Source organism: Variovorax sp. GW823-FHT04B03 (genome assembly GCF_058796495.1).
Genome location: NZ_JBXAIT010000009.1, coordinates 56,873 through 82,174, shown reverse-complemented (window position 1 = coordinate 82,174; position 25,302 = coordinate 56,873). Strand labels below are relative to the sequence as shown.

General features: G+C 68.8%; 26 protein-coding genes. 16 read left to right on the top strand and 10 right to left on the bottom strand.

The window, feature by feature from the left end; all coding sequences use genetic code 11:
* Positions 1-34 precede the first annotated feature (34 nt).
* The 6 genes from AC1RAD_RS30745 to AC1RAD_RS30720 all read right to left on the bottom strand — a co-directional run bounded on the left by AC1RAD_RS30745 (position 35) and on the right by AC1RAD_RS30720 (position 7,215).
* On the bottom strand, positions 35-1,381 hold the full coding sequence (locus tag AC1RAD_RS30745) for an MFS family transporter (RefSeq protein WP_095949595.1): 1,347 nt from the start codon (positions 1,379-1,381) through the stop codon (positions 35-37).
* 425 nt (positions 1,382-1,806) lie between these two features.
* Positions 1,807-2,427 carry a response regulator transcription factor gene (locus tag AC1RAD_RS30740; protein ID WP_056572153.1) on the bottom strand — a complete coding sequence of 207 codons (621 nt, stop codon included), beginning with the start codon at positions 2,425-2,427 and terminating at the stop codon, positions 1,807-1,809.
* Positions 2,424-4,616, bottom strand: a complete 2,193-nt coding sequence (locus AC1RAD_RS30735; protein WP_492738897.1) for an ATP-binding protein — start codon at positions 4,614-4,616, stop codon at positions 2,424-2,426. Before AC1RAD_RS30735 ends, AC1RAD_RS30740 begins: the two co-directional genes overlap by 4 nt.
* Before the next feature lie 71 nt (positions 4,617-4,687).
* Complete coding sequence (locus AC1RAD_RS30730) at positions 4,688-5,989, bottom strand: hypothetical protein (RefSeq protein ID WP_492738895.1); 1,302 nt, start codon at positions 5,987-5,989, stop codon at positions 4,688-4,690.
* Between the two features lie 28 nt (positions 5,990-6,017).
* On the bottom strand, positions 6,018-6,557 hold the full coding sequence (locus AC1RAD_RS30725; RefSeq protein WP_354342697.1) for a hypothetical protein: 540 nt from the start codon (positions 6,555-6,557) through the stop codon (positions 6,018-6,020).
* Between the two features lie 97 nt (positions 6,558-6,654).
* Positions 6,655-7,215 (bottom strand): DUF3455 domain-containing protein, encoded by a 561-nt coding sequence (locus AC1RAD_RS30720; protein ID WP_492738893.1) that lies wholly within the window; start codon positions 7,213-7,215, stop codon positions 6,655-6,657.
* A gap of 186 nt (positions 7,216-7,401) precedes the next feature.
* Here AC1RAD_RS30720 and AC1RAD_RS30715 point away from each other — a divergent pair, with 186 nt between their 5' ends.
* Genes AC1RAD_RS30715 through AC1RAD_RS30705 form a run of 3 tightly spaced genes read left to right on the top strand, consistent with a single transcriptional unit; the run spans position 7,402 to position 9,569 of the window.
* A complete protein-coding gene (locus tag AC1RAD_RS30715; RefSeq protein WP_492738891.1) occupies positions 7,402-7,977 on the top strand; it encodes an RNA polymerase sigma factor in 576 nt (191 codons plus the stop codon).
* A gap of 16 nt (positions 7,978-7,993) precedes the next feature.
* Complete coding sequence (locus AC1RAD_RS30710; protein ID WP_492738889.1) at positions 7,994-8,746, top strand: anti-sigma factor; 753 nt, start codon at positions 7,994-7,996, stop codon at positions 8,744-8,746.
* Positions 8,747-8,792: 46 nt separating this feature from the next.
* Positions 8,793-9,569: an SGNH/GDSL hydrolase family protein gene (locus tag AC1RAD_RS30705; RefSeq protein ID WP_492738887.1), complete on the top strand. Its 777-nt coding sequence runs from the start codon at positions 8,793-8,795 to the stop codon at positions 9,567-9,569.
* Here the strand turns inward: AC1RAD_RS30705 and AC1RAD_RS30700 are convergent, their stop codons facing one another.
* A complete protein-coding gene (locus AC1RAD_RS30700; protein ID WP_492738886.1) occupies positions 9,570-10,382 on the bottom strand; it encodes a hypothetical protein in 813 nt (270 codons plus the stop codon). It lies immediately after the preceding gene.
* A 48-nt stretch (positions 10,383-10,430) separates the two neighbouring features.
* On the bottom strand, positions 10,431-11,573 hold the full coding sequence (opgC, locus tag AC1RAD_RS30695; RefSeq protein ID WP_492738885.1) for an OpgC domain-containing protein: 1,143 nt from the start codon (positions 11,571-11,573) through the stop codon (positions 10,431-10,433).
* Positions 11,574-11,756: 183 nt separating this feature from the next.
* On the opposite strand from opgC, the gene AC1RAD_RS30690 reads away from it, so the two are divergent.
* The 4 genes from AC1RAD_RS30690 to AC1RAD_RS30675 all read left to right on the top strand — a co-directional run bounded on the left by AC1RAD_RS30690 (position 11,757) and on the right by AC1RAD_RS30675 (position 19,728).
* Entirely contained in the window at positions 11,757-17,747 is a 5,991-nt protein-coding gene (locus AC1RAD_RS30690; protein WP_492738986.1) for an alpha-2-macroglobulin family protein, read from the top strand.
* Between the two features lie 84 nt (positions 17,748-17,831).
* On the top strand, positions 17,832-18,476 hold the full coding sequence (locus AC1RAD_RS30685) for a putative DNA-mimic protein (RefSeq protein WP_492738884.1): 645 nt from the start codon (positions 17,832-17,834) through the stop codon (positions 18,474-18,476).
* A gap of 41 nt (positions 18,477-18,517) precedes the next feature.
* On the top strand, positions 18,518-19,030 hold the full coding sequence (locus AC1RAD_RS30680) for a phosphatase domain-containing putative toxin (RefSeq protein ID WP_095746495.1): 513 nt from the start codon (positions 18,518-18,520) through the stop codon (positions 19,028-19,030).
* A complete protein-coding gene (locus tag AC1RAD_RS30675) occupies positions 19,027-19,728 on the top strand; it encodes a VOC family protein (RefSeq protein WP_492738882.1) in 702 nt (233 codons plus the stop codon). The genes AC1RAD_RS30680 and AC1RAD_RS30675 overlap by 4 nt, the downstream gene beginning before the upstream one ends.
* Here the strand turns inward: AC1RAD_RS30675 and AC1RAD_RS30670 are convergent.
* Positions 19,683-20,030: a TetR-like C-terminal domain-containing protein gene (locus AC1RAD_RS30670; protein WP_492738880.1), complete on the bottom strand. Its 348-nt coding sequence runs from the start codon at positions 20,028-20,030 to the stop codon at positions 19,683-19,685. The two genes, AC1RAD_RS30675 and AC1RAD_RS30670, sit on opposite strands and share 46 nt — an antisense overlap.
* A 394-nt stretch (positions 20,031-20,424) precedes the next feature.
* Between AC1RAD_RS30670 and AC1RAD_RS30665 the strand changes: the two genes are divergently transcribed.
* From AC1RAD_RS30665 to AC1RAD_RS30635, 7 genes are all read left to right on the top strand, one after another.
* The gene (locus AC1RAD_RS30665) at positions 20,425-20,829 is read left to right on the top strand and encodes a hypothetical protein (RefSeq protein WP_390341839.1); all 405 of its coding nucleotides are present in this window, start codon (positions 20,425-20,427) and stop codon (positions 20,827-20,829) included.
* A 326-nt stretch (positions 20,830-21,155) separates the two neighbouring features.
* Positions 21,156-21,380, top strand: coding sequence for a hypothetical protein (locus tag AC1RAD_RS30660; protein WP_492738878.1), 225 nt, complete (start codon positions 21,156-21,158; stop codon positions 21,378-21,380).
* 25 nt (positions 21,381-21,405) lie between these two features.
* Positions 21,406-21,753 (top strand): NIPSNAP family protein, encoded by a 348-nt coding sequence (locus AC1RAD_RS30655; RefSeq protein ID WP_070062204.1) that lies wholly within the window; start codon positions 21,406-21,408, stop codon positions 21,751-21,753.
* A gap of 75 nt (positions 21,754-21,828) precedes the next feature.
* The gene (locus tag AC1RAD_RS30650) at positions 21,829-22,194 is read left to right on the top strand and encodes a nuclear transport factor 2 family protein (RefSeq protein ID WP_062474347.1); all 366 of its coding nucleotides are present in this window, start codon (positions 21,829-21,831) and stop codon (positions 22,192-22,194) included.
* A gap of 181 nt (positions 22,195-22,375) precedes the next feature.
* Positions 22,376-22,813 (top strand): hypothetical protein, encoded by a 438-nt coding sequence (locus tag AC1RAD_RS30645; protein ID WP_095949607.1) that lies wholly within the window; start codon positions 22,376-22,378, stop codon positions 22,811-22,813.
* Positions 22,814-22,902: 89 nt separating this feature from the next.
* A complete protein-coding gene (locus tag AC1RAD_RS30640) occupies positions 22,903-23,193 on the top strand; it encodes a DUF2277 domain-containing protein (protein ID WP_070062202.1) in 291 nt (96 codons plus the stop codon).
* Between the two features lie 70 nt (positions 23,194-23,263).
* A complete protein-coding gene (locus tag AC1RAD_RS30635) occupies positions 23,264-23,890 on the top strand; it encodes a LysE family translocator (RefSeq protein ID WP_492738876.1) in 627 nt (208 codons plus the stop codon).
* A gap of 86 nt (positions 23,891-23,976) precedes the next feature.
* On the opposite strand, the gene AC1RAD_RS30630 is transcribed toward AC1RAD_RS30635, so the two are convergent.
* Positions 23,977-24,183, bottom strand: coding sequence for a hypothetical protein (locus AC1RAD_RS30630; protein ID WP_062474353.1), 207 nt, complete (start codon positions 24,181-24,183; stop codon positions 23,977-23,979).
* 183 nt (positions 24,184-24,366) lie between these two features.
* Between AC1RAD_RS30630 and AC1RAD_RS30625 the strand changes: the two genes are divergently transcribed.
* On the top strand, positions 24,367-24,813 hold the full coding sequence (locus AC1RAD_RS30625) for a helix-turn-helix transcriptional regulator (RefSeq protein ID WP_492738874.1): 447 nt from the start codon (positions 24,367-24,369) through the stop codon (positions 24,811-24,813).
* A gap of 28 nt (positions 24,814-24,841) precedes the next feature.
* On the top strand, positions 24,842-25,252 hold the full coding sequence (locus AC1RAD_RS30620; RefSeq protein ID WP_492738873.1) for a VOC family protein: 411 nt from the start codon (positions 24,842-24,844) through the stop codon (positions 25,250-25,252).
* Positions 25,253-25,302 lie beyond the last annotated feature (50 nt).

The following is a 25,302-nucleotide window of genomic DNA, read 5'->3' as shown; positions in this document are numbered from 1 at the left end:
CGAGGCCGGGTTCGTTGATGAAGCGGCGCTGCGCTTACTTGTCGTTGTGCAGGTAGGTGGCCTGCTTCGGCAGCAGCAGGCTGACCAGGAAGGCCACACCCATCATCGCCGTCACGTACCAGTAGAAGTACGACTCGTGGCCGATCGACTTCAGGCCCAGCGCCACGTACTCGGCGCTGCCGCCGAAGATGGCGTTGCCCACCGCGTACGACAGGCCCACGCCCAGCGCGCGCACTTCGGGCGGGAACATCTCGGCCTTCACGATGCCGCTGATCGAGGTGTAGAAGCTCACCACCGCCAGCGCCAGCGTGATCAGCACGCCGGCCATCAGCGGGCTGCTCACGTTTTGCAGGTTGCTCAGCACGGGCACCGTCATCAGCGCGCCCAGGGCGCCGAACAGCAGCATGTTGCTGCGCCGGCCGATGCGGTCCGACAGCGCGCCGAACAGCGGCTGCATGCACATGTACAGGAAGAGGCACGCCGTCATCACGTTGCTGGCGGTCTTGATCGACATGCCGGCCGAATTCACCAGGTACTTCTGCATGTAGGTGGTGAAGGTGTAGAAGATCAGCGAGCCGCCGGCCGTGTAACCCAGCACGACGAGGAAGGCGCGCTTGTGGTGCTTGAACAGCTCGGCGACGCTGCCGGCGCCCTTGGCGGCGCGGGTCTTGGTGCTGGCCGTTTCGGTCAGCGTGCGGCGCAGCATCAGCGCCACGACGGCGGCCAGGGCACCCAGCACGAAGGGAATGCGCCAGCCCCAGGCCTTGAGCTCGGCCTCGGTGAGCAGCTGCTGCAGCACCACCACGGCCACCACGGCCAGCAGCTGGCCGCCGATCAGCGTGACGTACTGGAACGACGAGAAGAAGCCGCGCTGGCCGCGCATGGCCACTTCGCTCATGTAGGTGGCCGTGGTGCCGTACTCGCCACCGACCGACAGGCCCTGCAGCAGGCGCGCAGCCAGCAGCAGCGCGGGCGCCCAGGCGCCGATCTGGGCGTAGGTGGGCAGGCAGGCAATGACCAGCGAGCCGACGCACATCATGACGACCGAGGTCACCATCGAGGTCTTGCGGCCCTTGCGGTCGGCCAGCCGGCCGAACAGCCAGCCGCCGATCGGGCGCATCAGGAAGCCGGCGGCGAACACGCCGGCGGTGTTCAGCAGCTGGACCGTCGGGTCCGACTTGGGGAAGAACGAGGGCGCGAAGTAGATCGCGCAGAAGGCGTAGACGTAGAAGTCGAACCACTCCACCAGGTTGCCGGACGAAGCGGCAAAGATGGCGAAGATGCGCTTGCGCTTTTCCTCGAAGGTGTAGGGGGTGGTGTCGCGGGTCGCGTCCGGGCTGGAAGCGCCGGCGCTCGTGCTGCTGCTGGCAATGGCGGTCATGCGGGGGGTCCTTGTCTCTGGCTGCAGCCCCCGCGAAGCCCGCGGAAAGCCGTGCCGGGGAGTCTGGTCCGCCGGGGGCGCGCTGTCGTCCGTAGGGCCCCCGCCGCGGGACTGCGTACCGGTACGCAGGGGTAAACCCTAAATTCTAGCCAGAGGTTGGGGCGCCTTCAGGGCGACGCTCCCGCCGATGGGGCACCTTGCTCCGCGAATGTCCCCCGGGCTTCGCCCTCCTCCTTGATTTCGCTGCGCAAGGCGCCCCATCGGCGTGAGCGTGTTCAGTGCAGTCGTTGATCGGCGAGCACCCACAGCGTGCCCTGTGCCCAGGCCACCGGGTGCTTCCCGCAGCGAAATCAAGGAGGAGCCGAAGGCGGGGGACATTCGCGGAGGGAAGTACCCGGTGGCCTGGGCACGCGCCCCGAACAGAACTACAGCCCGTGCTCGCGCAGGAAGCGATCCAGCTCCAGGCTGCTCGAAAAGCCCAACTTCGCGAACATGTGCGCCCGGTGCGTTTCCACCGTGCGCAGCTCCAGCGGCGCCAGTTCCTGCGCGATGCGCTTGTTGGGCAGGCCTTCGGCCACGAGCCGGGCGACCTGCATCTCGCGCGGCGTGAGCTTGGCCCACAGCGCCTGCGCGGCCTGCCGGGCCTGGCGGCGCACGGCAATCTCTTCGGCTTTCTGCAACGCCTTGGCGATGCTGTCGAGCAGGCGCTCGTCGTTGCAGGGCTTTTCCAGCCAGCCGAAGGCGCCGTTCTGCACCGCCTCGACCGCCATCGGGATGTCGCCGTGCCCGGACAGGAAGATCACGACCAGCGGGCTGTCCTGCGCGCGCAGCGCGTCGAACACCTGCAGCCCGCTCATGCCCTCCATGCGCAGGTCGAGGATGGCGCAGCCCGGGCGCTGCAGGTCGGCGCCGGCCAGGAAGGCCTCGCCCGAGGCAAAGGCCTGCACCGCATGGCCGCGCGACAGCAGCAGCAGGCCCAGGGAGCGGCGCACGGCCTCGTCGTCGTCGACGACGCACAGGTGGTTGGCAAGCAGGGGTGCGTTCACGGGGAAGCCTCCAGTTCGAGGGTGAAGACCGTGCCGCCGCCGGGCCGGTCGGCAAAGGACAGCCGGCCGCGGTGGGCCTCCACGATGGTGCGGCAGATGTTCAGGCCCAGCCCGAGCCCGCCGGCCTTGGTGGTGAAGAAGGGCGCGAAGACCTGCTCGGCCAGCGCGGCGTCGATGCCGGGGCCGTGGTCGGCGATGCGGATGTGCACGCGGCCTTCGCGCAGCTCGGCCTCGACCTCGACCACGCGCCGCTCGGGCGGCGTGCCCTGCTGCATCGCCTGCAGGCTGTTGGACAGCAGGTTCAGCAGCACCTGCTCGAGCAGCACGCGGTCGCCGCGCACCGGCGGCAGTGCGGGCGGAATGCGCACCTCGGCGCGCACCTGCCGCTGGCGCATCTCGCCCTGCAACAGCGCCAGCGCATTGGCCACCAGCGCGGCCACCACGCAGTCTTCGGTGCCGGCGGTGCGCTGGCGCACGAAGCCGCGGATGCGCCGCACGATCTCGGCACTGCGCTTGGCCTGCGCCACGGTCTCGTCCAGGCTGCTGGCCAGCAGCGGCTGGTTGCCCTGCGCGGCGAAGGCCTTGGCGGCGCTGGCGAAGTTGCTCAGCGCCATCAGCGGCTGGTTGAGTTCGTGCGCCAGCGTGGAGGCCATCTCGCCCAGGCTGGCCAGGCGCTGCGCGTGCTGCAGCTGCTCGTCGTTCTGGCGCTGGCGCAGCTCGGCGCGCTTCTGCTCGGTGATGTCGACCACCGAGCTCATCCAGCCGCTGTGGCGGCCGTCGGCGTCGATGAGCCGCGCGGTGTAGACCATGGTGATGACCTCGTGCCCGTCGCGGTGCCGCAGGCGCGACTCGAAGCCCGAGCGCGCAGGCTGCCCGCTCATCATGGCCTCGTAGTGGAACCAGTGCTGCGTCACGTCGTCGGGGTGCCAGTAGGGGTACGGCGGCAGCCGCCCCAGCAGCTCGTCGGCGCCGTAGCCGGTCATCTCGCAGAAGGCCGGGTTGACGTAGATGATGCGGCCCTGCAGGTCGCGCGCGCGCATGCCGACCAGCAGCGAGTCTTCCATCGCCTTGCGAAAGGCGTGGGCCTGGTCCAGCTCGTGGGTGCGCTCGCGCACGCGCAGTTCCAGGTCGCGCCGCGCGTCGCGCTGCTCGGCGAAGCGGCGCTCGCGCAGCCGCCAGTACAGCGCGCCCAGCAGCAGCACGCCGGCGCCCAGCAGGCCGAGCATCCAGGTGCGCTCGCGCGCGCGGGTGACTTCGGCGTGGTCGGCCATCACCGTCAGGGTCCAGCCCAGGTCGGGCAAGGGCTCGTCCACAGCGAGAAAACGGCGCGCCTTGCCGCCGACCGTGGTGCGCACCAGGTAGCCCGGCGCGCCCTCGAGGTGCTCGACACGCCAGGGCAGCGGCGCGAAGCGGGTGCGCGCGCCATACTGCTGGTCGTGCTCGATGCCGGCCAGGTCGGCGGGGCTCAGCGCCCGCGTGGCCTGGTACATCCAGCCCGGCACCGAACTCAGGAACACGATGCCGCGCGCGTCGGTCAGCAGGATCGGATCGCGCACGAAGGCCCAGGCGTCGTGCAGCTGGCGCAGGCTGACCTTGACGGTGACCACGCCCAGCACCTCGCCGCCGCCCTCGGCGCGTACCGGTGCCGACATGAACAGCCCCGGCTCGCCCGTGGTCTGGCCCACGCCGTAGAACAGGCCGCGCCGCCCGGCCCGCGCGTCGAGAAAGTACGGCCGGTTGGCGTACGACTCGCCCACGAAGCTCTGCGGCGTGGCCCAGTTGCTCGCGGCCAGCGTGAGGCCCTGCGGGTCGGTGAGGTACAGCGCGTCGGAGCCCGCGAGGCGGTTCACCTCCTCGATGTGGTGGTTGGCGCGCTGCCGCGCGGCGGGGTCCTGCGGGTGGGCCAGCACGGCCAGCACGTCGGGGTGCATGCCGGCGGTGAACGGCAGGTAGCCGTACTTGCCGGCGGCGTCGCGCAGGCCGAGCACGTGCACTTCCATGGCGCGGCGGATCGAGTCGGCCTGGAAGTTCGCCTCGCGCCGCGCGGCCCACTGGCCGGCCACGGCGATCAGCAGCAGCGCCAGCGCGACGGCGCCCGCCCAGGCCACCAGCGCGCGGCGGCGGGAACGCGCCGGCGATGCAGAAGAAGAGGAAGCAGGAAGAGACGGTTCGGGCGAAAGGGGCGGCATGGGAGGCAGGTCCGCAGGTCCGGCCGGCGCGGCGTGCGGAATTTTGCCCTGATCCGCGGGCCGGCCCTCCCTCAGGCCGCCGGCCGCAGCAGCCAGCGCACTTCCTGCGTCTGCTCGCTCTCGGGGTAGCGGGCCTCGAGCGTCGTGAGGATCGGCTGCGCCATGTCCGCGCGGCCCAGCCCCTGCACCAGCACGCGGGCCGCGAGTTCGTAGGCCTGCGGGATCGCCGCGTGGCCGCGGAAGCGCTTGTCGAAGCCCGACAGCAGCGCCAGCGTGCCGTGCGCGTCGCCGCCGCGCCATTCGGCGCGGGCCATGGCGATGACCATGGCCGGGTCGTCAATCACGAAGCTCTTGTCGATCGCGCGGCAGGCCTTGAAGACCTTCAGCGCGTCCGATGTGAGGTCGCGCCGCATCAGCAGTGGAATGAAACGACGCGCGTGGTCGAACAGCGTGTCCTTCTTTTCGGGCATGAGCGCCAGCACGCGGTGGTAGCGGCGCTGCGCGGCCAGGTCGTCGGCGTCGGCGGTGCGCTGCGCCTCGTAGGCGATGCCCAGCGCGGCGGCCAGGTCGCCGTCGGTGATGCACTGCGCCACCTCGGCGTCGGTGCGCTGCGCGGCGATTTGCGCGGGCGTGCGGCGGTCGACTGGTGCACCGATGTCGGCGCCCGCGCCGGGCACGAGGTCGATGCCGAAGGCGTCGTGGTGCTGGTACATCACGTAGCCCAGGAGGCTCGCCATCACCCAGCCGAAGTAGATGAACGCGAAGTTGACGATCGGCAGCACGATGCGCCCGTCGAACACCGGCAGCACCATCGAGATCGCCACCTGCGCGCCCGTGCTCAGCAGGAACAGGAAGAAGCACAGCAGCGCATAAGGCCAGCCGATGGTGCGCATCGCGTCCATCACGTAGCCCGGGTTCATGGCCTGGAAGAAGCTGCCCGACTGCACCAGCACGATCACCGCCGCCGGGAAGGTGAAGGACATGATGAAGAGGCCCACCGTGCCCAGCACCGGCTCGTACCAGGCGAGCCAGCCGATGAGCATCGTCTGCACCAGCGAGATGGCGAAGAGCTTCCACGGCAGGTAGGTCCACTCGTCGCTCGACTCGCGCCCGAAGTCGGCCGAGTCGCGGATGCCGCGCGCGCCCAGCGCAATGACCTTGAAGCCGTAGCGGCTGGCCGCCAGGATGATGCCGACCTCGATGACGACGAAGGCCAGCGCATCGGGCAGGAAGAACACGGCCTCGAACAGCAGGCTGCAGAACGACAGCACCAGGCCGTAGGCCAGTGGCCGCAGCTGGAGCGGAAAGGCGAAGAAGCTGTTGAGGCGGTGCCAGAACGGCGGGGGCGGCGGCAGGGAGTCGCGGTCGATCATGGCGGGGCCTGTGGTGCGGCTGCTGCGGCTACTTGCGGAAGAAGTCGCTCTGGCTCATGGCGCCCGCGCCGCCCATGCGCACGACCGTGGCGTCGCTGGAATGCACGAGGCGCATCTGGCCGAGCTCGCGCTCCAGGCGCTGGCTGAAACTGGTCTTGTACTGGAGCGCGGCCTCGCCCATCTTGAGCACGCTGGTGCCCGTGACGACGGCGCTCTTGCGGTCGGTGGCCACCTCGACGGCATCGATGTGGTACTCGTACTCGATGGTGAGGATGCCGCCCATGCGGTCGCCCACGGTGCGGAACAGCTCGAAGGTCTTCTCGACCGCCTCGCAGGCTTCCTCGCGGTTGTGGCTGCTCTCGACGGTGCGGCCCATCATCGTGACCTTGCTCTCGATCACAGCCTTGCGGCTGAGCTGCTTGCACAGCGCCTGCGCATCGCGCGAATAGATGGCGTGCGCTTCCTTGCGGTAGTAGTCGCGCGCCATGGCCTCGTCGAGCTTGCGGCCGCCGATAAAGAAGTACCACGCGCCCACGCAGAGCGCGATCACGATCGCAATTTGCTTCATTCCCGCCCCCGCGCGCACGCGGTCCCGCTCCGTTTTGCGGCGCAGTATACGTTGCCGAATGTTTCCAAACGGCGGCGGGATGAGGGCGCTTAACGCGTCAGCTGGCGCGGTAGAAGATGTAGTCGGCCTGGTACTTCACGACCTGTTTCTGGCCCATGTTCGTGGCGCCGCAGGCGGCGGCGGGGGCCACGCCGCCCTGCGTGGCCACGCGCTGGATGTAGCTCACGCCCTGCATGGCGCCCATGCCGGTGGCGGGGTTGGCCTTCACCAATTGGTGGGGAATGTTGCCGGTGCCGTTCGGCGCCACCGCCACCTGCGTGGCCGTGACCTTCGAGCCGTCCGCGTTCTCCCAGGTGGCGGGCGGGCCGTAGTACTTGCCGACCTGCCTGCCGGCGCGGTCCATCAGTTTGGCGTCGGGGCCGACGAAGACCCACTCGTGCGCGCCCGGCGTGTTGGCCTTGGCGCGGCATTCGTAGGTGATGTCGCCCGCGCCCACGGTTTCCATGGCCACGCGGTGGCCGGCGGGCACCTTCACGGCGTCGGGCAGGCTGGCCTGCGAAAACACCGGCATGGGCTTGGCGCCCATGCCGGAACAGGCGGCCAGGCCAAGCGCCGCTGCGGTGGTGGAAGCCAGGACGGTCAGGGTGCGGATGTGCATGGTCGTTTCCTCGGTGTCGGATCGGTGGTGAAAAAGAAAGAGCCGCCGTCTGGAGTTCTGCATGTCGACGCCCCCTGCCCCGTGTACGCAGCCCGACGCCCGTTGGATTCAGACCGGCCGCGCTGAATCCGCCCGCGCCGCCGGGCCGTACCTCGGGCATGCGCACCGATGCCCCACAATCCGCCGATGACCGCACCCAGCCCCGACGCCGAACTGATGGCGCTGATCGACCGGATCGGCCATCGCGACGAAGCCGCCCTGCGACAGCTGTACGACCGCACCGCGCCCCGCCTCATGGGGCTGGCGATGCGGGTGGTGCGCCAGCGCGAGTGGGCCGAAGACGTGCTGCAGGAGTCCTTCCTCACCATCTGGCGCGTGGCCGGCGACTACCGCGCCTCGCTGAGTCCGCCGCTGGCCTGGCTGGGGCTCATCGTGCGCAGCCGCTCGCTCGACCTGCTGCGCCGCCGCACCGCCGACCGCGCCCAGCTCACGCAGGAGTTCGACGAGCTGATGGCCGACACCTTCGAATCCGACGCGCCCAACCCGGCCGACATGGCCGATGCGAGCGAGCAGGCCTGGGCGCTGCACCAGTGCCTGAGCCAGCTCGAGGGCCGCCAGCGCGAGGTGGTCAGCCTGGCCTACCTGCGCGAGATGAGCCACGGCGAACTGGCCGAACAGCTCAAGCTGCCGCTGGGCACCGTGAAGACCTGGATCCGGCGCGGGCTCGAGAAGCTGCGCACCTGCATGGGCCGCTTCGCCTGACCACGAGACCCGCCCCATGAACCTCCTTGCCCACCCCGAACTGCTCGAACTGCTGGCCGCCAGCCATGCGCTGGGCACGCTGCGCGGCGGCGCCCGCCGCCGCTTCGAAACCCTGGCGCGCGAACAGGCGCCCGTGCGCGCCGCCGCGCTGGTCTGGCAGGGCCGGCTGGCCGGCATGACCGAGCTGCAGCAGCCCGTCGCGCCCGACCCGGCCGTCTGGACCCGCATCCGCAACCTGATCGACGCCGAGCAGGCGCAGCAGGCTATCGAGCGGCAGCGCGACAACGCCGCGCCCATTGCGTCTGCATCGACCGGCGGCTGGCTGCGCAGCCTCGCGCTGTGGCGCGGCGCGGCCGCGGCCGGCGCGCTCGTGGCCGTGCTGGCCGTGGGCGTGGGCCTGAACCTGCGCGAGCAGCTGATCAACGCGCCCGCCGTGCAGTACGTGGCCGTGCTGTCCGACGACAAGGCCGCCGCCTCCATGCTCGTGACCTTCGACCCGAAGAAGAAGCAGCTCGTGCTGCAGCGCGTGGGCAGCTTCCGCGAAGGCGCCGACAAGTCGCTGCAGCTGTGGGCCCTGCCGCCCGGCGGCGCGCCGCGCTCGCTCGGCGTGCTGGACAATGCACCGGCGCTGCGGCTGGCCGCCTCGGCATCCGATGTGCGCGTGCCGGCGCTGGCGATCAGCCTGGAGCCCAAGGGCGGCGTCCCGAGCGCGGGCGGCCCGACCGGGCCGGTGCTGTTCCATGGCCCGCTGATCGAAAAAACGCTCTGACCCTGTCCTGAATTTCTCCGCTTCCGTTCTCTTTCCGATGCCTTCGATGAAATCCGCACTGGCGGCCACCGCCGCTTTGCTGCTGGCAACCGCTGCCTTCACCGCCCAGGCCCAGACCGCGGCCGCCGCCTTCCCCTACGAAGCCGACGGCGCCACGGCCGCCGACACCACCTCCGCCTACCTCGCCGCCAAGGCCCGCTGGCACAACGAACTGGCCGCCTTCGCGCGCGCCGACCAGGAGCGCTTTCCGGCGCCGGGCGGCGTGGTGTTCGTGGGCAGCTCCACGGTGCGCATGTGGACGCGCCTGTCGCAGGACTTTTCCCGCGTGCCGGGCGGCATCGTCAACCGCGGCTTCGGCGGCTCGACGCTGGCCGACTGCGCCCTGTTCGCGCGCGACCTCGTGGTGCGCTACAAGCCCCGGCAGGTGGTGCTCTACGCGGGCGACAACGACCTGGCCGAGGGCCGCACGCCGCTGCAGGTGCTGGACAGCTTCGCGCGCTTTGCCAACGCGGTGCGCGCCGAGCTGCCCGACGCGCGCATCAGCTTCATCTCGGTCAAGCCCAGCCCGTCGCGCGAGCAGCTCATGCCGCAGATCCGCGAGACCAACCACGTGATCTCGGCCTACCTGAACCTGCTGCCCAACAGCGAGTACATCGACATCCACACGCCGATGCTCGGTGCGGACGGCCGCCCGCGCCCCGAGCTGTTCCGCGGCGACCGGCTGCACCTGACGGACGAGGGCTACCGGCTGTGGCAGTCGGTGGTGGCGCCGCATCTTCCGATGCCGCCTGCGGTGCCGACCTCGCCTTCCAACGCGCCCTGATCAGGGCGGCGGCAGCAGGTCCTGGTATTCGGGGAGCGTGAGCAGCTCCAGGTCGGGGAACTTGCGCACTGCCGCTTTGATGTTCTTCAGCGTCTGCGCCATGCGGGCGCGCACCGTCTTGCGCACCCAGGCCTGGTCGTCGGGCGACAGGCTGGCCAGGTAGTAGGCGCCCGGCACGCAGCCGTGCAGGAAGTTCTCGGCCTTGGCCTTGGCTTCGTTGAGCCGCTTCGCGTGGACCTGGGCGATCACCTGCGTCAGGTCGGCGCCCGGCGAGGCCTTGCGCGCCGTGTTCAATTCGCTCATCACGGGACCGTCGCTGTCGAACGACGCGGGGTGGCAGTGGACCCACGACAGGAACATCCGGTCGGCCGCCGATTGGCGGTCTGTCCCGTCGAAGTCGATGCTTCCGCCCAGATGTTTCGCCGCAGCGGCGTGGCCGTGCTCAGCGGCCAGCCAGCGCCATTGCAGGCTCTCGCTTCGGCCCGCACCGCGCCTGAGAAAGACCGCGAGAGATTCATAGGCCGGCGTATAGCCTTCCTCCGCCGCCGAGCGGAGGTCTTCCATCGCGCGCGCACGGGTCGCGGCATCGACCTCCACGCCCATCATGAGCGCCGAGCCGCGGAACACGCGGCCGAACGGGGTGCCGCTGTCGGCCAGCGTGATTTCGCAGGCCGATGGGTTGGCGGCACCGTAGCAATCCAGCCGCCGTTGCACGTCCTGTTGCGCTGCTTGCGGCAAGGCCGAATGCGCCGCCGCACCCCACGCCAGCACGCAGGCCGCCAGTGCACGTTTCCAGACAACGGAATCGATCATCGCCCTCCCCCTCTTCTCAAAAAAACGAGCGGTGCTCCCTGCAGACACCTACGCCGGCGCCGGCTGCGAAGGCACATCGTCCGCCGGCGGCGGCACGTCGGCGCCGCGCGTGAAGCGCGCCACGAAGTACATCCCCGCAAACACCGCCGCCAGCAGCAGGCCGTCGCCCCACCAGGGCCGCGCCATCTGGTTGTCGCCATAGAAGGCCAGCACCAGCAGCACCGCCACGAGATGTGCGCAGAACACCGGCAGCGAGGCCGAGCCCATGGCCTCGAGCCAGTGCAGGCGCGGGATCTTGCGCATGAGCCAGGGCCCGAAGCGCACCGCCAGGATGCCCAGCGCCACCAGGTTCACGATCCGCAGCGGGCCGAGCTGCCACTTGTCGAACAGCAGGTTCATTTCCACATCGCCGCCGAACGGCGCCTGGCCGTTGATGCCGGTGTGGCGCCAGTAGAAACCGTACAGCGCGATGCCCGCCGCCAGCACCAGCAGCCAGGCCGGAAAGCGCAGCGGCCGGGCCTCGGGCGCGTTGCGGCTGGCGCCCAGGCACAGGCCCGCGAACCACAGGAACTGCCAGGCGTAGGTGTTGAAGGCCCCCATCTCGTGGAACGGCACCGGCACGCCGAGGTAGCGCACCGCCAGCCCGTAGACCCATTCGCTGAGCCCGAACTGCGCCATCGCCCAGACCGTGGCGCTGGCCACCATCACGAGCGTCCAGCCGTGGCGCATGGCAAAGGCCAGCACCCAGGGGCTCATGAGCATGAAGAAGATGTACATCGGCAGGATGTCCAGCAGCGGCGGCTCGTAGATCAGCAGCAGCCCGAACAGGAAGCCGTCGCGCGGCTCGGCCAGGTAGTACGACACGAGGTTCTTGACCGCCGGCTGGTCGATGTGCACGCCGAGCGCGGCGATCACGGTGAACAAAAACAGCAGGATCGCCGCCTGGCACAGGTAGACCTTGAGCACGCGCCGCCAGAAGGCCTGGCGCATCGAGTCGACCCCGCGCACGTGGCCGATGCGGCTGTAGACCAGCCCCGCCACGAAGGCCGACAGCAGCACGAAGCCCTCGGCGGCCGACACGAAGCCGAAAGGCTGGCCCAGTGGATCGGTCAGCCGCGTGGGCAGGTGGGTGACGGTCATCAGCACGAGCATCAGCCCGCGCAAGGCGTCTATTTCCCAGTAGCGTTTCATTCGGTCGGCGGCGAGGTCTTGGTGGCGGTCTGCGCAGCGCACGCACGACGTCAGCGATTGTAAGAAGACCGGCGTACGTCGACCGAACGCGCGCTTCAAACACGGACGGCCTATGACGCTTGGCACTCCCGGAGCGCCATGCAAATCGGCTACGCTGCGCGCTGCCTCAAGGTGGAGAACTCCGTGAACCGTTTCATTCCGACATTGCTACTGGCCGCCGGCGCGCTCGCGGCGGGCCCGGGCTTTGCACTTCAGATCACCAGCCTGACCCCGCAGGGCGAAGTGGCGCGCGTGCGCCAGGTCGTCGCCAAATTCGATCAGGCGGCGGTCAACTTCGGCGACCCCAAGGCGCCCGCGCCGCTGACCGTGAGCTGCTCCGACGCGCAGGCCGGCAAGGGCACCGGCCGCTGGACCGACGCCAAGGCCTGGGTCTACGACTTCGAGAACGACCTGCCGCCCGGCGTGCGCTGCTCGGTCACCCGCGTTCCCACCTTCAAGCCGGCCGGCGGCGGCGAGCTGACCGGTCCCGAGCGCTATCAATTCAATAGCGGCGGCCCGTTCGTGCGCAACTACATGCCGGGCACCTACGCCCGCATCGACGAGCAGCAGATGTTCGTGCTCGAGCTCAACGGCGCGGCCACGATCGACAGCGTGCGCCAGAACGTCTGGTGCGCGGCCGACGGCGTCGGCGAACGCATTCCGGCCAAGCTGCTCGAGGGCGAGGCGCGCACCGAACTGCTCAAGGCCTTCCACCGCGAGAAGGAAGCCGCCAAAGACCCGCTGCGCTTCATCACGATGCAGTGCAACCGCACGCTCACGCCCGGCGCCAAGGTGCAGGTCGTCTACGGCAAGGGCGTGGCCACGCCGTCGGGTGTCGCCAACAACGTGGAACGCCGTTTCGACTACCAGGTGCGCGAGCCCTTCGCCGTGTCCTTCACCTGCGAGCGCGAGAACGCGCAGGCCGCCTGCCTGCCGCTGCGCCCGATGCAGCTGCAGTTCAACGCGCCGGTGACGCGCAAGGTGGCCTCGCAGATCGTGCTCAAGGGCGACGGCAAGTCGATCAAGGCCACGCTCGAAAGCGGCGGCGGCTCGCAGAACGACGACGACGTGGTCAACAGCGCGAGCTTCGGCCCGCCGCTGGCCGAGAGCACGCAGTTCAGCATCGAGCTGCCTTCCGGCTTCCAGGACGCCTCGGGCCGCGCGCTGGGCACGCCCGGCAGCTTTCCGCTGAAGGTGGCGACCGGCGCGATGCCGCCGCTGGCCAAGTTCGCGGCCTCGCCCTTCGGCGTGATCGAGCGCCTGGCCGAGCCCGGCACCCCGGCCATGATGCCGGTCACGGTGCGCCGCGTGGAGCCGCAACTCATGGTGCAGGCCCTCACGCCCGGCAAGGTGAGCGACCTCAACCCCAAGACCGACGCCGAGATCATCGCGTGGTACCGCAAGGTGCGCCGCTACGACAGCTACACGGTCAGCCGCGACACCGCGCGCCGCGACGTGAAGGGCGCCCTGCCCCCGGTGATCGACAAGAACGAACGCTCGCACGTGCAGACGCGCATGGTGTCGCTGCTCGGCGGCCAGCCGGGCGTGAAGGCCCTGGACATGCCCAAGGCCGAGAGCGGCGACCCGCGCCCCTTCGAGGTCGTCGGCATCCCGCTGACGCCGGGCTTCCACGTGCTTGAAATTGCGTCACAGAAACTCGGCGAAGCCCTGCTCGACGAACGCTACAACGCCGGGCGCACGATGTACGTGCGCACCACCGCGCTGGCCACCAACCTGGCGGTGCACTTCAAGCTGGGCCGCGAGAACTCCATGGCCTGGGTCACCACGCTCGACAAGGGCAAGGTGGTGGCGGGCGCCGAAGTGCGCGTGTCCAGCTGCGACGGCAAGGCCGTGGCCACCGGCACCACCGACGCCAGCGGCATCGTGATGCTCAACGGCGTGTCGCCCGATGCACCGAGCTGCAACGGCCCGAACGAGTACGAGACCAGCGCCTGGTTCGTGAGCGCGCGCGCCAAGGACGACAAGGGCGTGGAAGACCTCGCCTTCACCTGGAGCGACTGGCAGCGCGGCATCGAGCCCTGGCGCTTCAACGTGCCCACCAGCCTGGACGTGCGCCCCGACGGCATCGCCCACACCATCTTCGACCGCACGCTGCTGCGCGCCGGCGAGACGGTGTCGATGAAGAGCCTGCTGCGCACCCAGACCAGCAAGGGCTTCGGCCTGCCGGCAGACCGGCCCGACACGCTGGTCGTCACCCACATGGGCAGCGGCCAGCGCTTCACCCAGCCGCTGGCCTGGCGCAAGACCGCCACCGGCGGCCTGAGCGCAGAGAACAGCTTTGCCATTCCGCCGGCCGCCAAGCTCGGCGTGTACCAGGTCGAGCTGCGCAGCGGCGACGGCACCAGCGACGAAGGCAACAACCGCACCTACTCGACCGGCATCTTCCGCGTCGAGGAATTCCGACTGCCCGTGCTCGAAGGCCGCATCGCGCCCACCGAGAAGAAGCCGCTGGTGGCCGCCACGAGCGTGCCCACCGACGTGCAGATCAACTACGTGGCCGGCGGCGGCGCCGCCAACCTGCCGGTGCGCGTGTCGGCCATGGTGCGCGGCAAGGGCCTGAGCTTTTCCGACTACGACGCCTTCAGCTTCAACCCGCCGCGCGCCGCCGGCGACGGCAGCGAAGCCGCCACCGCCGCCGACACGAGCGCCGGCGAGGAAGACCTCAACAGCGTGAACGACACCCGCGTGATCGCCGACAAGCTGCCGCTCACGCTGAACAAGGACGGCGCCGGCAAGGTCACGATCGACAAGGTGCCCAAGGTGAAGGCCGCGCGCGAGCTGCTGCTCGAAGCCACCTACGCCGACCCGAACGGCGAGGTGCAGACCATTCGCAGCACGCAGACGCTGTGGCCCGCGTCGGTCATCGCCGGCATCAAGACCGAGGGCTGGGTCTCGACCAGCCAGAAGCTCAAGTTCCAGGCGCTCGCGCTCGACCTCACGGGCAAGCCCCAGGCCGGCGTGACGCTCAACGTGCGCGCCGTGGCACGCATCACCACCACCAGCCGCAAGCGCATGGTGGGCGGCTTCTACACCTACGACAACAAGACCGAAACGAAGGACATCGGCACCGTCTGCTCCGGCAAGAGCGATTCGCGCGGCCTGCTGCTGTGCGAGTCGGAGCTGAAGGAGGCCGGCGAGGTCGAGCTGGTGGCCAGCGCCACCGACAGCGACGGCCGCAGCGCCAGCGCCGTGAGCTCGGTCTACGTGACCAAGCAGGGCGAACTGTGGTTCGGCGGCGAGGACAACGACCGCATCGACGTGCTGCCCGAAAAGAAGAGCTACCAGCCCGGCGAGGTCGCCAAGTTCCAGGTGCGCAGCCCGTTCCGCTTTGCCACCGCGCTGGTGGCGGTGGAACGCGAAGGCATCATCGAGACGCACGTGGTGCAGCTCGACGGCAAGGACCCGACCGTCTCGTTGCAGGTCAAGCCCGAGTGGGGCCCGAACGCCTACATCAGCGTGCTCGCGCTGCGCGGGCGACTGCGCGAAGTGCCGTGGTACAGCTTCTTCACCTGGGGCTTCAAGGCGCCGCGCGAGTGGTGGACCGCCTTCTGGTACGAGGGCAAGGAATACGTCGCGCCCACCGCGATGGTCGACCTGAGCAAGCCCGCCTACCGACTGGGCATGGCCGAGATCCGCGTCGGCACGCGCGCGCACCAGCTCGACGTGACCGTCACCAGCGACAAGCCCAGCTACCCGATCCGCAGCAAGGCGCAGGTCACCATCACCGCCAAGCTGCCCGACGGCAAGCCGGCCGCCGGCGCCGAAGTGGCGCTGGCCGCGGTCGACCAGGCCCTGCTGGAGCTCATGCCCAACGACAGCTGGAACCTGCTCAACGCGATGCTGCAGCGGCGCAGTTGGGGCGTGAGCACCTCCACCGCGCAGATGGAAATCGTCGGCCGACGCCACTACGGGCGCAAGGCCGTGCCCGCGGGCGGCGGCGGCGGCAAGGGCCAGACGCGCGAACTGCTCGACACCCTGCTCGTGTGGAACCCGAAGATCGTGCTCGACGCCAACGGCCAGGCCGTGGTGACGGTGCCGCTCAACGACGCGCTCACCACCTTCAAGATCGTGGCCGTGGCCGATGCGGGCACCAGCCTGTTCGGCACCGGCCAGGCCAGCATCCAGGCCACGCAAGATTTGCAGATCATCAGCGGCCTGCCGCCGCTGGTGCGCGAGGACGACCAGTTCCGCGCGCAGATCACCTTGCGCAACACCACGCAGAAACCGATGAAGGTGGAAGCCACGCCGCGCGCCACGCTGCTCACGCTCGAAACGCAGACCGTCGACATTCCGGCCGGCGAATCGCGTGAAGTGGCCTGGAACGTGACCGCGCCCGCGCAGCTCGCGCAGACGCGTGCCGAAGCGATCCTGTGGGAGATCGAGGCGAAAGACACGGTCGGTGGCGCGCGCGACGCGCTCAAGGTGCGCCAGCGCATCGTGCCCGCCGTGCCGCTCACGGTGCAGCAGGCCACGCTGGTGCAGGTCGACGGGCCGTTCACGCTCGACGTGGCACCGCCCGCCGACGCCCTGCCCGGCCGCGGCGGCCTGAAGATGTCGCTGCAACCCAAGCTGGCCGAAGGCCTGCCGGGCGTGCGCGACTGGTTCGCCAACTACCCCTTCAGCTGCCTCGAGCAGAAGACCAGCAAGGCGGTCGGCCTGCGCGACGCGAAGATGTGGCAGGGCGTGCTGGCCACGCTGCCCACCTACCTGGACAGCGACGGCCTGGCCAGCTACTTCCCGCCGCGCGACGGCGAAGCCAACCGCGGCAGCGACATCCTCACGTCGTACCTGCTCGCGGCCACGCACGAGGCGGCCCAGCTCAACCCGGCCTTCGCGCTCGCCGACGACGCGCGCGCACCGATGGAGTCGGGCCTGATCGCGTTCGTCGAAGGCCGCGTCACGCGCGAGTTCTGGAGCCCGCGCAAGGACCTGGACGTGCGCAAGCTCGCCGCGCTCGAAGCCTTGTCGCGCTATGGCAAGGCCAAGGGCAGCATGCTCGGCAGCATCACCATCGCGCCGAACCAGTGGCCCACCAGCGCGGTGATCGACTGGGTCAACATCCTCAAGCGCGTGAACGACGTGCCGCAGCGCCAGCAGCGCCTGGACGAGGCCAACAACGTGCTGAAGGCGCGGCTGTCGTACCAGGGCACCAAGTTGATCTTCAGCACCGAGCAGGACGACTACTGGTGGTGGCTCATGACCAACGGCGACGTCAACACCGCGCGCCTGCTGCTCACGGTGATGGACGACCCGGCCTGGAAGGACGACATCGGCAAGCTCGCCAACGGCTTCATCGGCCGCCAGCAAAACGGCGCCTGGCACACCACCACCGCCAACCTGTGGGGCGGGCTGGCGCTGGAGAAGTTCAGCAAGGTGTTCGAGAGCACGCCGGTGGCCGGCGTCACCGCCGCCACGCTGGGCGCGGTGAAGGCGCAGGTCGACTGGAGCAAGGTGGAGCGCGTGAAGGCCAGCGACCCGACCGGCGCCCCGAACCAGACCACCATGTTCGGTGCGCCCGCCTCGCCGGGCAACCTGCGCAACAACACCATGTTCCTGCCCTGGTCCGCATCGCCCACGGGTGCGCCCGTGCGCGACACGCTGCTGGTGACGCAGCAAGGCACCGGCAAGCCGTGGTTCACGCTGCAGTCGCTGGCCGCCGTGCAGCTGAAGGCGCCGTTCGCGGCGGGCTACGCGCTCAAGAAGACCATCACGCCGGTCGAGCAGGCCGTGGCCGGCAAGTACACGCGCGGCGACGTGCTGCGCGTGAACATCGAGGTCAACGCCAGCACCGACATGACCTGGGTCGTGATCACCGACCCGGTCCCGGGCGGCGCCACCATCCTGGGCAGCGGCCTGGGCCGCGACTCGCAGATCGCCACGCAGGGCGAGAAGAAGAGCGGTGCCGGCTGGCCGGCGTTCGAGGAGCGCAGCTTCGAAGCCTTCCGCAGCTACTACGAGTACCTGCCCAAGGGCGTGGTGAAGATGGAATACACCGTGCGCCTGAACAACGTCGGCGACTTCGCGCTGCCGCCCAGCCGCGTGGAAGCGATGTACGCGCCCGAGATGTTCGGCGAGACGCCGAATGCGCGGGTGAAGGTGGAGGCGGCGAAGTAACGCGGTCATGGTGAAGGCGGGCCGTCATCCCGCCTTCACCGCGCCTCGTCACCATCGCGGCGAACCTACAACCTGGAGAACCCCATGGGCCTGGCCATTTGCGTCGGCATCCTCGCCGACCTGATCGAGAACGATCCCGAGAGCGTCGAACACTTCGAGGCAGATTTCGCCGCCGCGAACCGCAAGCTCGCCGAAGCCGGCCTGCCGCCGCACGTGGAGCCGCGCAGCCTGCCGCCGCTCGAATCCCGCGCGCCACTCGATGGCCTGCCCTACTCGTTCATCCACTACCTGCGCCGCGCCTACGCGCACCGCGTGACGACGCCCGGCTGGATCGCCACGCCCCTGCCGGAGGACGCCGACCCCACGGAAGACGAGACGCTCGAAGACGTGGCGGGCATGTTCGAAAGCCACTTGCTGTGCCACTCCGACGCGGAAGGTTTCTACCTGCCGGTCGACTTCGACGAAGTGATCTTTGCCGGGGAAGACGAGACCGACCTGCCGGGCGGCATGCTCGGCTCGTCGTACCGCCTGCTCGAAGAACTGGTGCTGGTGGCGCCCGCCCTCGGCATCACGCTTTCGGACGGCGAGCTGTCGGACGAGGAAGCCGCGCGGATCGCCGACAGCATGGGCGAGGACGAAGGCCTCTACCGGGAGATCGAGTCGTGGCTGCTGCTGTACGAATCGGCGCGGCTGAGCATCGCGCACAAGACGGCGATCGTTTTCACCTGAGGGCGATGCGGCTGATCGATCGGCTGTAAGGTCCGCAGACCATGTTCGAGACCACCATCCACTGGGTCCGCGACATACCGCCGCATCGGCTGGGCCTGATGGCACGTCCGCGCGGCGGCGACCTGCTGCGCGCCGAGGTGGCGTCCTGGCAGCGTGCCTCGCTGGACATGGTGGTCTCCCTGCTCGAGGCGCAGGAAATCAGGGCTCTTGAACTCCGGGAAGAGCCTGCGCTGTGCGCCGAACATGGCATCGTGTTCCGGCATTTCCCGATTCCGGACCGAGGCCTGCCGGCATCGCAGCAGGACGCGGCGGCCTTCATTGCCGAACTGGGCGCCGAACTGGCGAGCGGAAAGGCCATCGCCATCCACTGCCGCGCCGGCATCGGCCGCACGGGCCTCATCGCGGGCAGCCTGCTGCACGGGCTCGGCGTTCCGCGCCAGAACATCTTCCACCTGCTGAGCCGCTCGCGGGGCGTCGACATGCCCGACACACCGGAACAGGCGGAATGGGTCGCGCAGTACATCCTCGGCACCCATCGCCCACCGCCCCCATGAAGAAGTCGATCCGCATCGGTCGCGCACCGGTCGATCCGCAGGCGCCGTCGGAAGGCGGGCACGACGGATCGCTCTCATGCCCCAAGCCCTGGGACGCACTCGAGGCCACCGCCACGCCCGGCGTCCGGTATTGCAGCGACTGCGGCAAGAACGTGTTCCAGGTGAACACTACCGAAGAGGTGCGCGAGGCCGCCCTGATGGAGCGCTGCGTCGCGATCGCGGACGACAGCGCCAGCACACACGACAGCGCAACGCAAACGCCTCCCATGACCCGCCAACTCGCCACCGTCACCCTCCTCGTCCACGACTACGACGAAGCCATCCGCTTCTTCACCGAGGCGCTGCGCTTCGAGTTGGTCGAAGACACGCCGCGCGGTCCGGGCAAGCGCTGGGTGGTGGTTGCGCCAGCACGCAACACCGGCAATGCCGGCACCGCGCTGCTGCTGGCCAAGGCCGTGACCGACGAGCAGAGCGCCAGCGTCGGCAAGCAGGCCGGCGGACGCGTGTTCCTGTTCCTGCACACCACGGACTTCGCGTCCGACCACGAACACATGACATCCCACGGCGTGCGCTTTCTCGAAGCGCCACGCCACGAGCCGCACGGTACGGTTGCCGTCTTCCTCGATCTTTGCGGCAACAAGTGGGACCTGCTTCAGCCCACCGACACCTCCACCGCTTCAGGCCGCCTTGTTCCGTGACGCACGCGTTGCGGGCTTGCGCTTGCCGCTCGCGGGGCTCGTGCCAAGCCCGCATCGAGCGGCGCGTGCCCCATCAGCGGCCTGAAGAACAACGGCCCGTAAGTCTGATCGAGCACGATCTCGAGGTCGGCATCCGGCCGGATCTCGCCCGCCTCGGCCGCTTGCTGCAACAGCACCCGCCCTTCGTCGCGGCGCCACAGGATGAAGTGGTTGCAAAAGGCCTTCGACAGCTCGGTGTCGGGGTCCGCGGCCGCAATGATCGTCGTGATGTGGCGCCCCATGTGCGACGACAGCGTGCGCACCACCGTGCTTAGCGGGTTCACTGTCTCAAGCCGACAGACATGCCTGTCCGAAGCGCCCCAACATCAGCTCTTGCGTACTCCGTACGCAACCGTCCTAGCGATGCCGAGCGCAGTTCCGATGAAGGAAGCCTGATCTGCTGCTCCACAGGCACGCGCCGCTCAACAGCCGCGGCAGCATTGTCAGCTGGACTACCGCAATGAATGACTCTTGAGGTCTCGACAAGAGCAACAGTGATTCACGCCCCTGCCCCACTCACGATCCAATTCGCCGGAAGCTCAAAGTGCTCGTTGCCGCCGTCGGCACGTGGGTAGACTGAGCAACGTCAGAAATGCGTACTCGACGCCCTTTTCCTGGCATGAAGTACCAACGTCCAGCAATCAAGCGAAGGAACCTGTGAAACTTGCCGCCTCCCTCACCATCGTGGCCCTTTTGTCTGGCTGTACCACCGTGTCGACCGGGGAGTTCACCACGAGCGTAAACACCGTCGCGACTCCGTCAAAGTTTCGGACCATCGTGGATGGCCGCTATCGAAAGTCGGAGCAGGCAGCAATGGTGGATTGCGTCAACGATGCGATGGCTTCCCCCTCGGAGAACATCCTGCTGCCACACGTTCGGCAGACGAAACGCGCCGACGGCTACCGCGTGGACCTTGTCGTCGCCGCTTCGCAGTTTCTGGTCGCCTATGTCCGCGACGACGGTCGCTTCCAACTCGACACATCGGACTACAGTGGCGTCGTGAAGTTCAATCGCGAAGAGACGAGTATCAAGGCCTGCTTGAGCAAGCACCGCGAGGGATAGTGGTCGATATCCGCGACGAATTCCAATGCGAGAGACGGGTGCGAGCATCTACGTGAGCACATCCACACGTTTTGAAATTGCACTTGACCATGCATTGAACGGACGGGGTTTTTTCTACGAGATCAAGTCTCGAGGCGGAATTGACGTGGTGTCCTGAGGGAAGACGGTCCCGACATTCGAGCTGGAATCAGAAGTCCTGTTCTCCCGGGACATTCCACCCGAGAGCATCGTGCGGTACTGTGTCGCTACGCACGCCGCAATGCCCGATGACTTCGTCGACCTCTGACGACCGGCTGTAGAAACCAGCGGAATACGCTCAAGCCCTCATGTTCCTCCTTCTGCCACTGCTCCTCATGGTCGTGCTCGTGGCCATCATCTTCTTCGGCGGCTATCTGCTACGTGCTGTTCTGCCTGCAGAACATGCGCTGCAGGCTCGGCTCACGGACGAGGCCATGTCACGCTACATTGATTTCGTCACGAAGAACGCCAAGGGCATCCTGGCATGTCTCCTGGTTCTGTATTTCACGGTGGTTACGTTGCTCTACGCGTAACTCACGCTGCAGCGAAAGACGCCTCATGACCCGCCTGCTCGAAATCCGCACCTACCGTCTCAAGCCCGGCACCCTCGACGACTTCCACCGCGCGATGCATGAACGCGCGGTGCCCATGCTGCGCAGCAAGGGCATGGACGTGGTCGGCTACGGCCGGTCGGACCACGAGGAAGAGAGCTACCACCTCGTGCGCGCCTACGCGAGCCGCGAGGCGCTGGAGGCCGAGCAGGCGGCGTTCTACGGTTCCACCGAATGGCGCGAGGGCCCGCGCAGCGCGCTGGTCGACCGCATCGAGACCTACCTGAACACGCTGCTGTGGCTCTCGCCGGAGGGCGTCGACAGCCTGCGCGCGCTCAACGAACCAGCGCGTTGAACATCTGTCGACGACGCACGGTGCGCGGGCCTACACTGCGCCTCCCGTCATCCCCCCAACTCACTGGAGAAACGCATGAACACCCAGGAAATCGCCGCCAAGCTCGTGGCGCTGTGCAAAGCAGGGACATTCGATGAAGCCCAGGCGCTCTACGCGCCCGAGGCCGTCAGCGTCGAGGCCAGCGCGCCGCCCGGCATGTCGCGCGAGTCGGTGGGCCTGTCGGCCATCCGCGCCAAGGGCGAATGGTGGGTCGCCAACCACGAGGTGCATTCGTTCCAGGTGGCCGGCCCCTGGCCGCACGACGACCGCTTCATCGTCGGCTTTCGCTTCGACGTGACCATGAAGCCCACGGGCCAGCGCTTCACGATGGAAGAGATGGCGCTGTACACCGTCAAGGACGGCAAGATCGTGCGCGAAGAGTTCTTCTACGACGGCGACTGAGCCCGGGCAGGCGCGCGCCGCGACCGGATCGCCCGCCTGCTTCACCATTGTTGACGATTGAATCGTTCTCTCCATGGCAACGCCAATGGGCACCTCCCGCCTTCTGAACTAACGTCGAAACCGACGCCTGCACGGGCTGTCCGGCAGGCGCACCGGCGTTCATTCACAGGGGGAGGAAATCATGGTCACAGGACTCCACGTCACGCAACAACGCTCGTTCACCAACCCGGCGGACTACGAGGCTTTCTCGCTGATCCGCGTGCACAACCTGCGGCTCGCGCCGCTGGGCGGGCGCAACGCCTGGGTGGTGCTGAAGACGAACGCCGGCAAGCGCTGCTGCCGCATGATCCGGGGCATCGGCCGCGACCCGGGCTTCCCCGAAGACGGCATCGAGATCGACTACGAAACCCGGCTCGCGCTGCAGATTCCCAAGAGCAGCATCAACATGCAGGGCTTTCACGGTTGCGCGATGGAAATCCGCCGGGCCACCGCGCTCGAGGTGCTGCGCGCGCACTGGGACCACCCCGATCCCGCCTACCGCATCCCGCTGCAGATCAGCCTCGTGAGCTTCGTGCTGGGTGTCATCGGGTTGGGGCTGGGTGTCCTGAGCCTGAAGTAGCCTTTGCCCGGCGGGTGCTGCGCAACCAGGCGCTGTTTCGCTAGACTGGCCGCGCGGCCCCTGCGCCGCGCCTGACCGGAGCATTCGCCATGTGCCGCAGCATCAAGACCCTCTACAACTTCGAGCCCCCTGCCACCGAGCAGGAGATCCGCGCCGCCGCCCTGCAGTTCGTGCGCAAGCTCAGCGGCTTCAGCGTGCCCTCGCGCGCCAACGAGCAGGCCTTCGAGCGCGCCGTGGACGAGGTGGCCGCCACGGCTGCGCGGCTGATCGAATCGCTGGTGACCACGGCCGAGCCGCGCGACCGTGCCATCGAGGCCGAGCGCGCCAAGGCGCGGTCCGCGCTGCGTTTCGGCGCACCGGCTTCGACCTCGGACGCATGAAAAAGACTTCGTTCCCGCGCTGAACGGCGCACCGCCCTTCCCTCTCTCCTTCCCTCTTTCAGGAACACCCATGCCCATCGAACTCTGGCTCGCCTTCGTCGCCGCTTCGGCGCTGCTGCTGATCATTCCGGGGCCGACCATCCTCACGGTGATCAGCTATTCGATGTCGCACGGCCGACGCGCCAACGTGCCGCTGGTGGCCGCCGTGGCGCTGGGCGACTCGACCGCGCTGGTGGTGTCGCTGCTGGGGCTGGGCGCGCTGCTGGCCGCGTCGGCGTTCTGGTTCACGGTGGTGAAGTGGGTCGGCGGCCTGTACCTGCTGTACCTGGGCATCAAGCTGCTGCGCGCCGGCATCTCGTCCACCGAGACCGCCGCGCCGGCCGCACCGGCCTCGCGCTGGCGCCTGTTCGCCAACACCTACCTGGTGACGGCTCTGAACCCCAAGGGCATCGTGTTCTTCGTGGCCTTCCTGCCGCAGTTCATCAGCCCGGGCGCCGACGTGTCGCATCAGATGTGGGTGCTGGCGCTGACCTTCGTGGCGCTGGCCACGCTCAACGCCACGCTCTATGCGGTGTTCGCGAGCTCGGCCGGCCGGCTGCTCGCCTCGCCGCGCGCGCAGCGGCGCTTCCACCTCGCTGGTGGCTCGCTGCTGAGCGCGGCCGGCCTGTGGGCGCTGATGGCGCGCCGCGCCACCTGAGCACATCCACACACGCACAAGAAAGAAAAAGACCGCGGGGCTGCGCGCCTCGCGGTCTTTTTCTTTGGGGGCCTTCGGCCCCGGTGTCAGTAGCGGTAGGGGTTGTTCGGCCGGCGGTCGTAGCGATTGGGCACGCCGTCGTTGTCGCGGTCACGGTCGTAGCGGTTGGGCACGCCGTCGCGGTCGCGGTCGTAGCCGTGGCCGCGCGGGGGCGGGCCCCGGTCGTAGGGGGCGACCACGCAACCAGCCAGGATGGCCGAGGCGGCCAGCAGAAGCGCGAGTGTTTTCGTCATGCGGAGTTCTCCTTGGGTGGGGCTGTACGGTCGGGCGCGCCTCCTGCGAGCCCGTACCGTATTGAAGCCCCGCCGCGTGCGCATCGGGTGTCCAGATGCAGGCGCTTGTGTGAAGTTCGTTACGGGATGTGGAACCTTTGCCTGCGCTTGAGCACGCCGTAGCGACGTGGCACGATCCCGCCGATGACCGCCATGCAGCCCCAGCCCTCCTTGCCCGACCTCGCACGGCTGCGCCGCGTGCGCGACCGCATCGACCGCGAGCATGCGCAGCCGCTGGACGTGGAAGCGCTCGCGCGCGACGCGAACATGTCGGCCGGGCACCTCAGCCGCCAGTTCCGCCTGGCCTATGGCGAGTCGCCCTACGCCTACCTGATGACGCGGCGCATCGAGCGCGCGATGGCGCTGCTGCGCCGCGGCGACCTGAGCGTGACCGAGGTCTGCTTCGAAGTCGGCTGCGCCTCGCTGGGCACCTTCACCACGCGCTTCACCGAGCTGGTGGGCGTGTCGCCCGGCGTCTACCGGCGCGAGGCGGCGCAGGCGACGGCGGGCATGCCGGCGTGCGTCGCCAAACAAGTGACGCGGCCGATCAGGAATCGAGAAGCGCGAAACCCCGAGTCGCACCTAGCATGACGGCCCGTACACACTTCGGACCATCGACATGAACCTCAGCATCCACTCGAGCTTTCTCCCGCACACCGACGCGCAGGCCTCGCTGGCCTTCTACCGCGACACCCTGGGCTTCGAGGTGCGCAACGACGTCGCCTACGGCGGCATGCACTGGATCACGGTCGGCCCGGCCGGCCAGCCCGCCACCTCCATCGTGCTGTACCCGCCGGCCGCCACGCCCGGGCTCACCGACGACGAGCGCCGCACCATCGCCGAGATGATGGCCAAGGGCACCTTCGCCTCGCTGCTGCTGGCCACGCCCGACCTGGCCGGCACCTTCGAGCGCCTGCAGGCCCGCAGCACCGAGATCGTGCAGGAGCCCACCGACCAGCCCTACGGCGTGCGCGACTGCGCGGTGCGCGACCCGGCGGGCAACCTGATCCGCATCCAGCAGACACGCTGAGCCGGCCTCCGGCGCCGCAGCCCCCTGATCTCCTGCACGGGCGCCGCCGC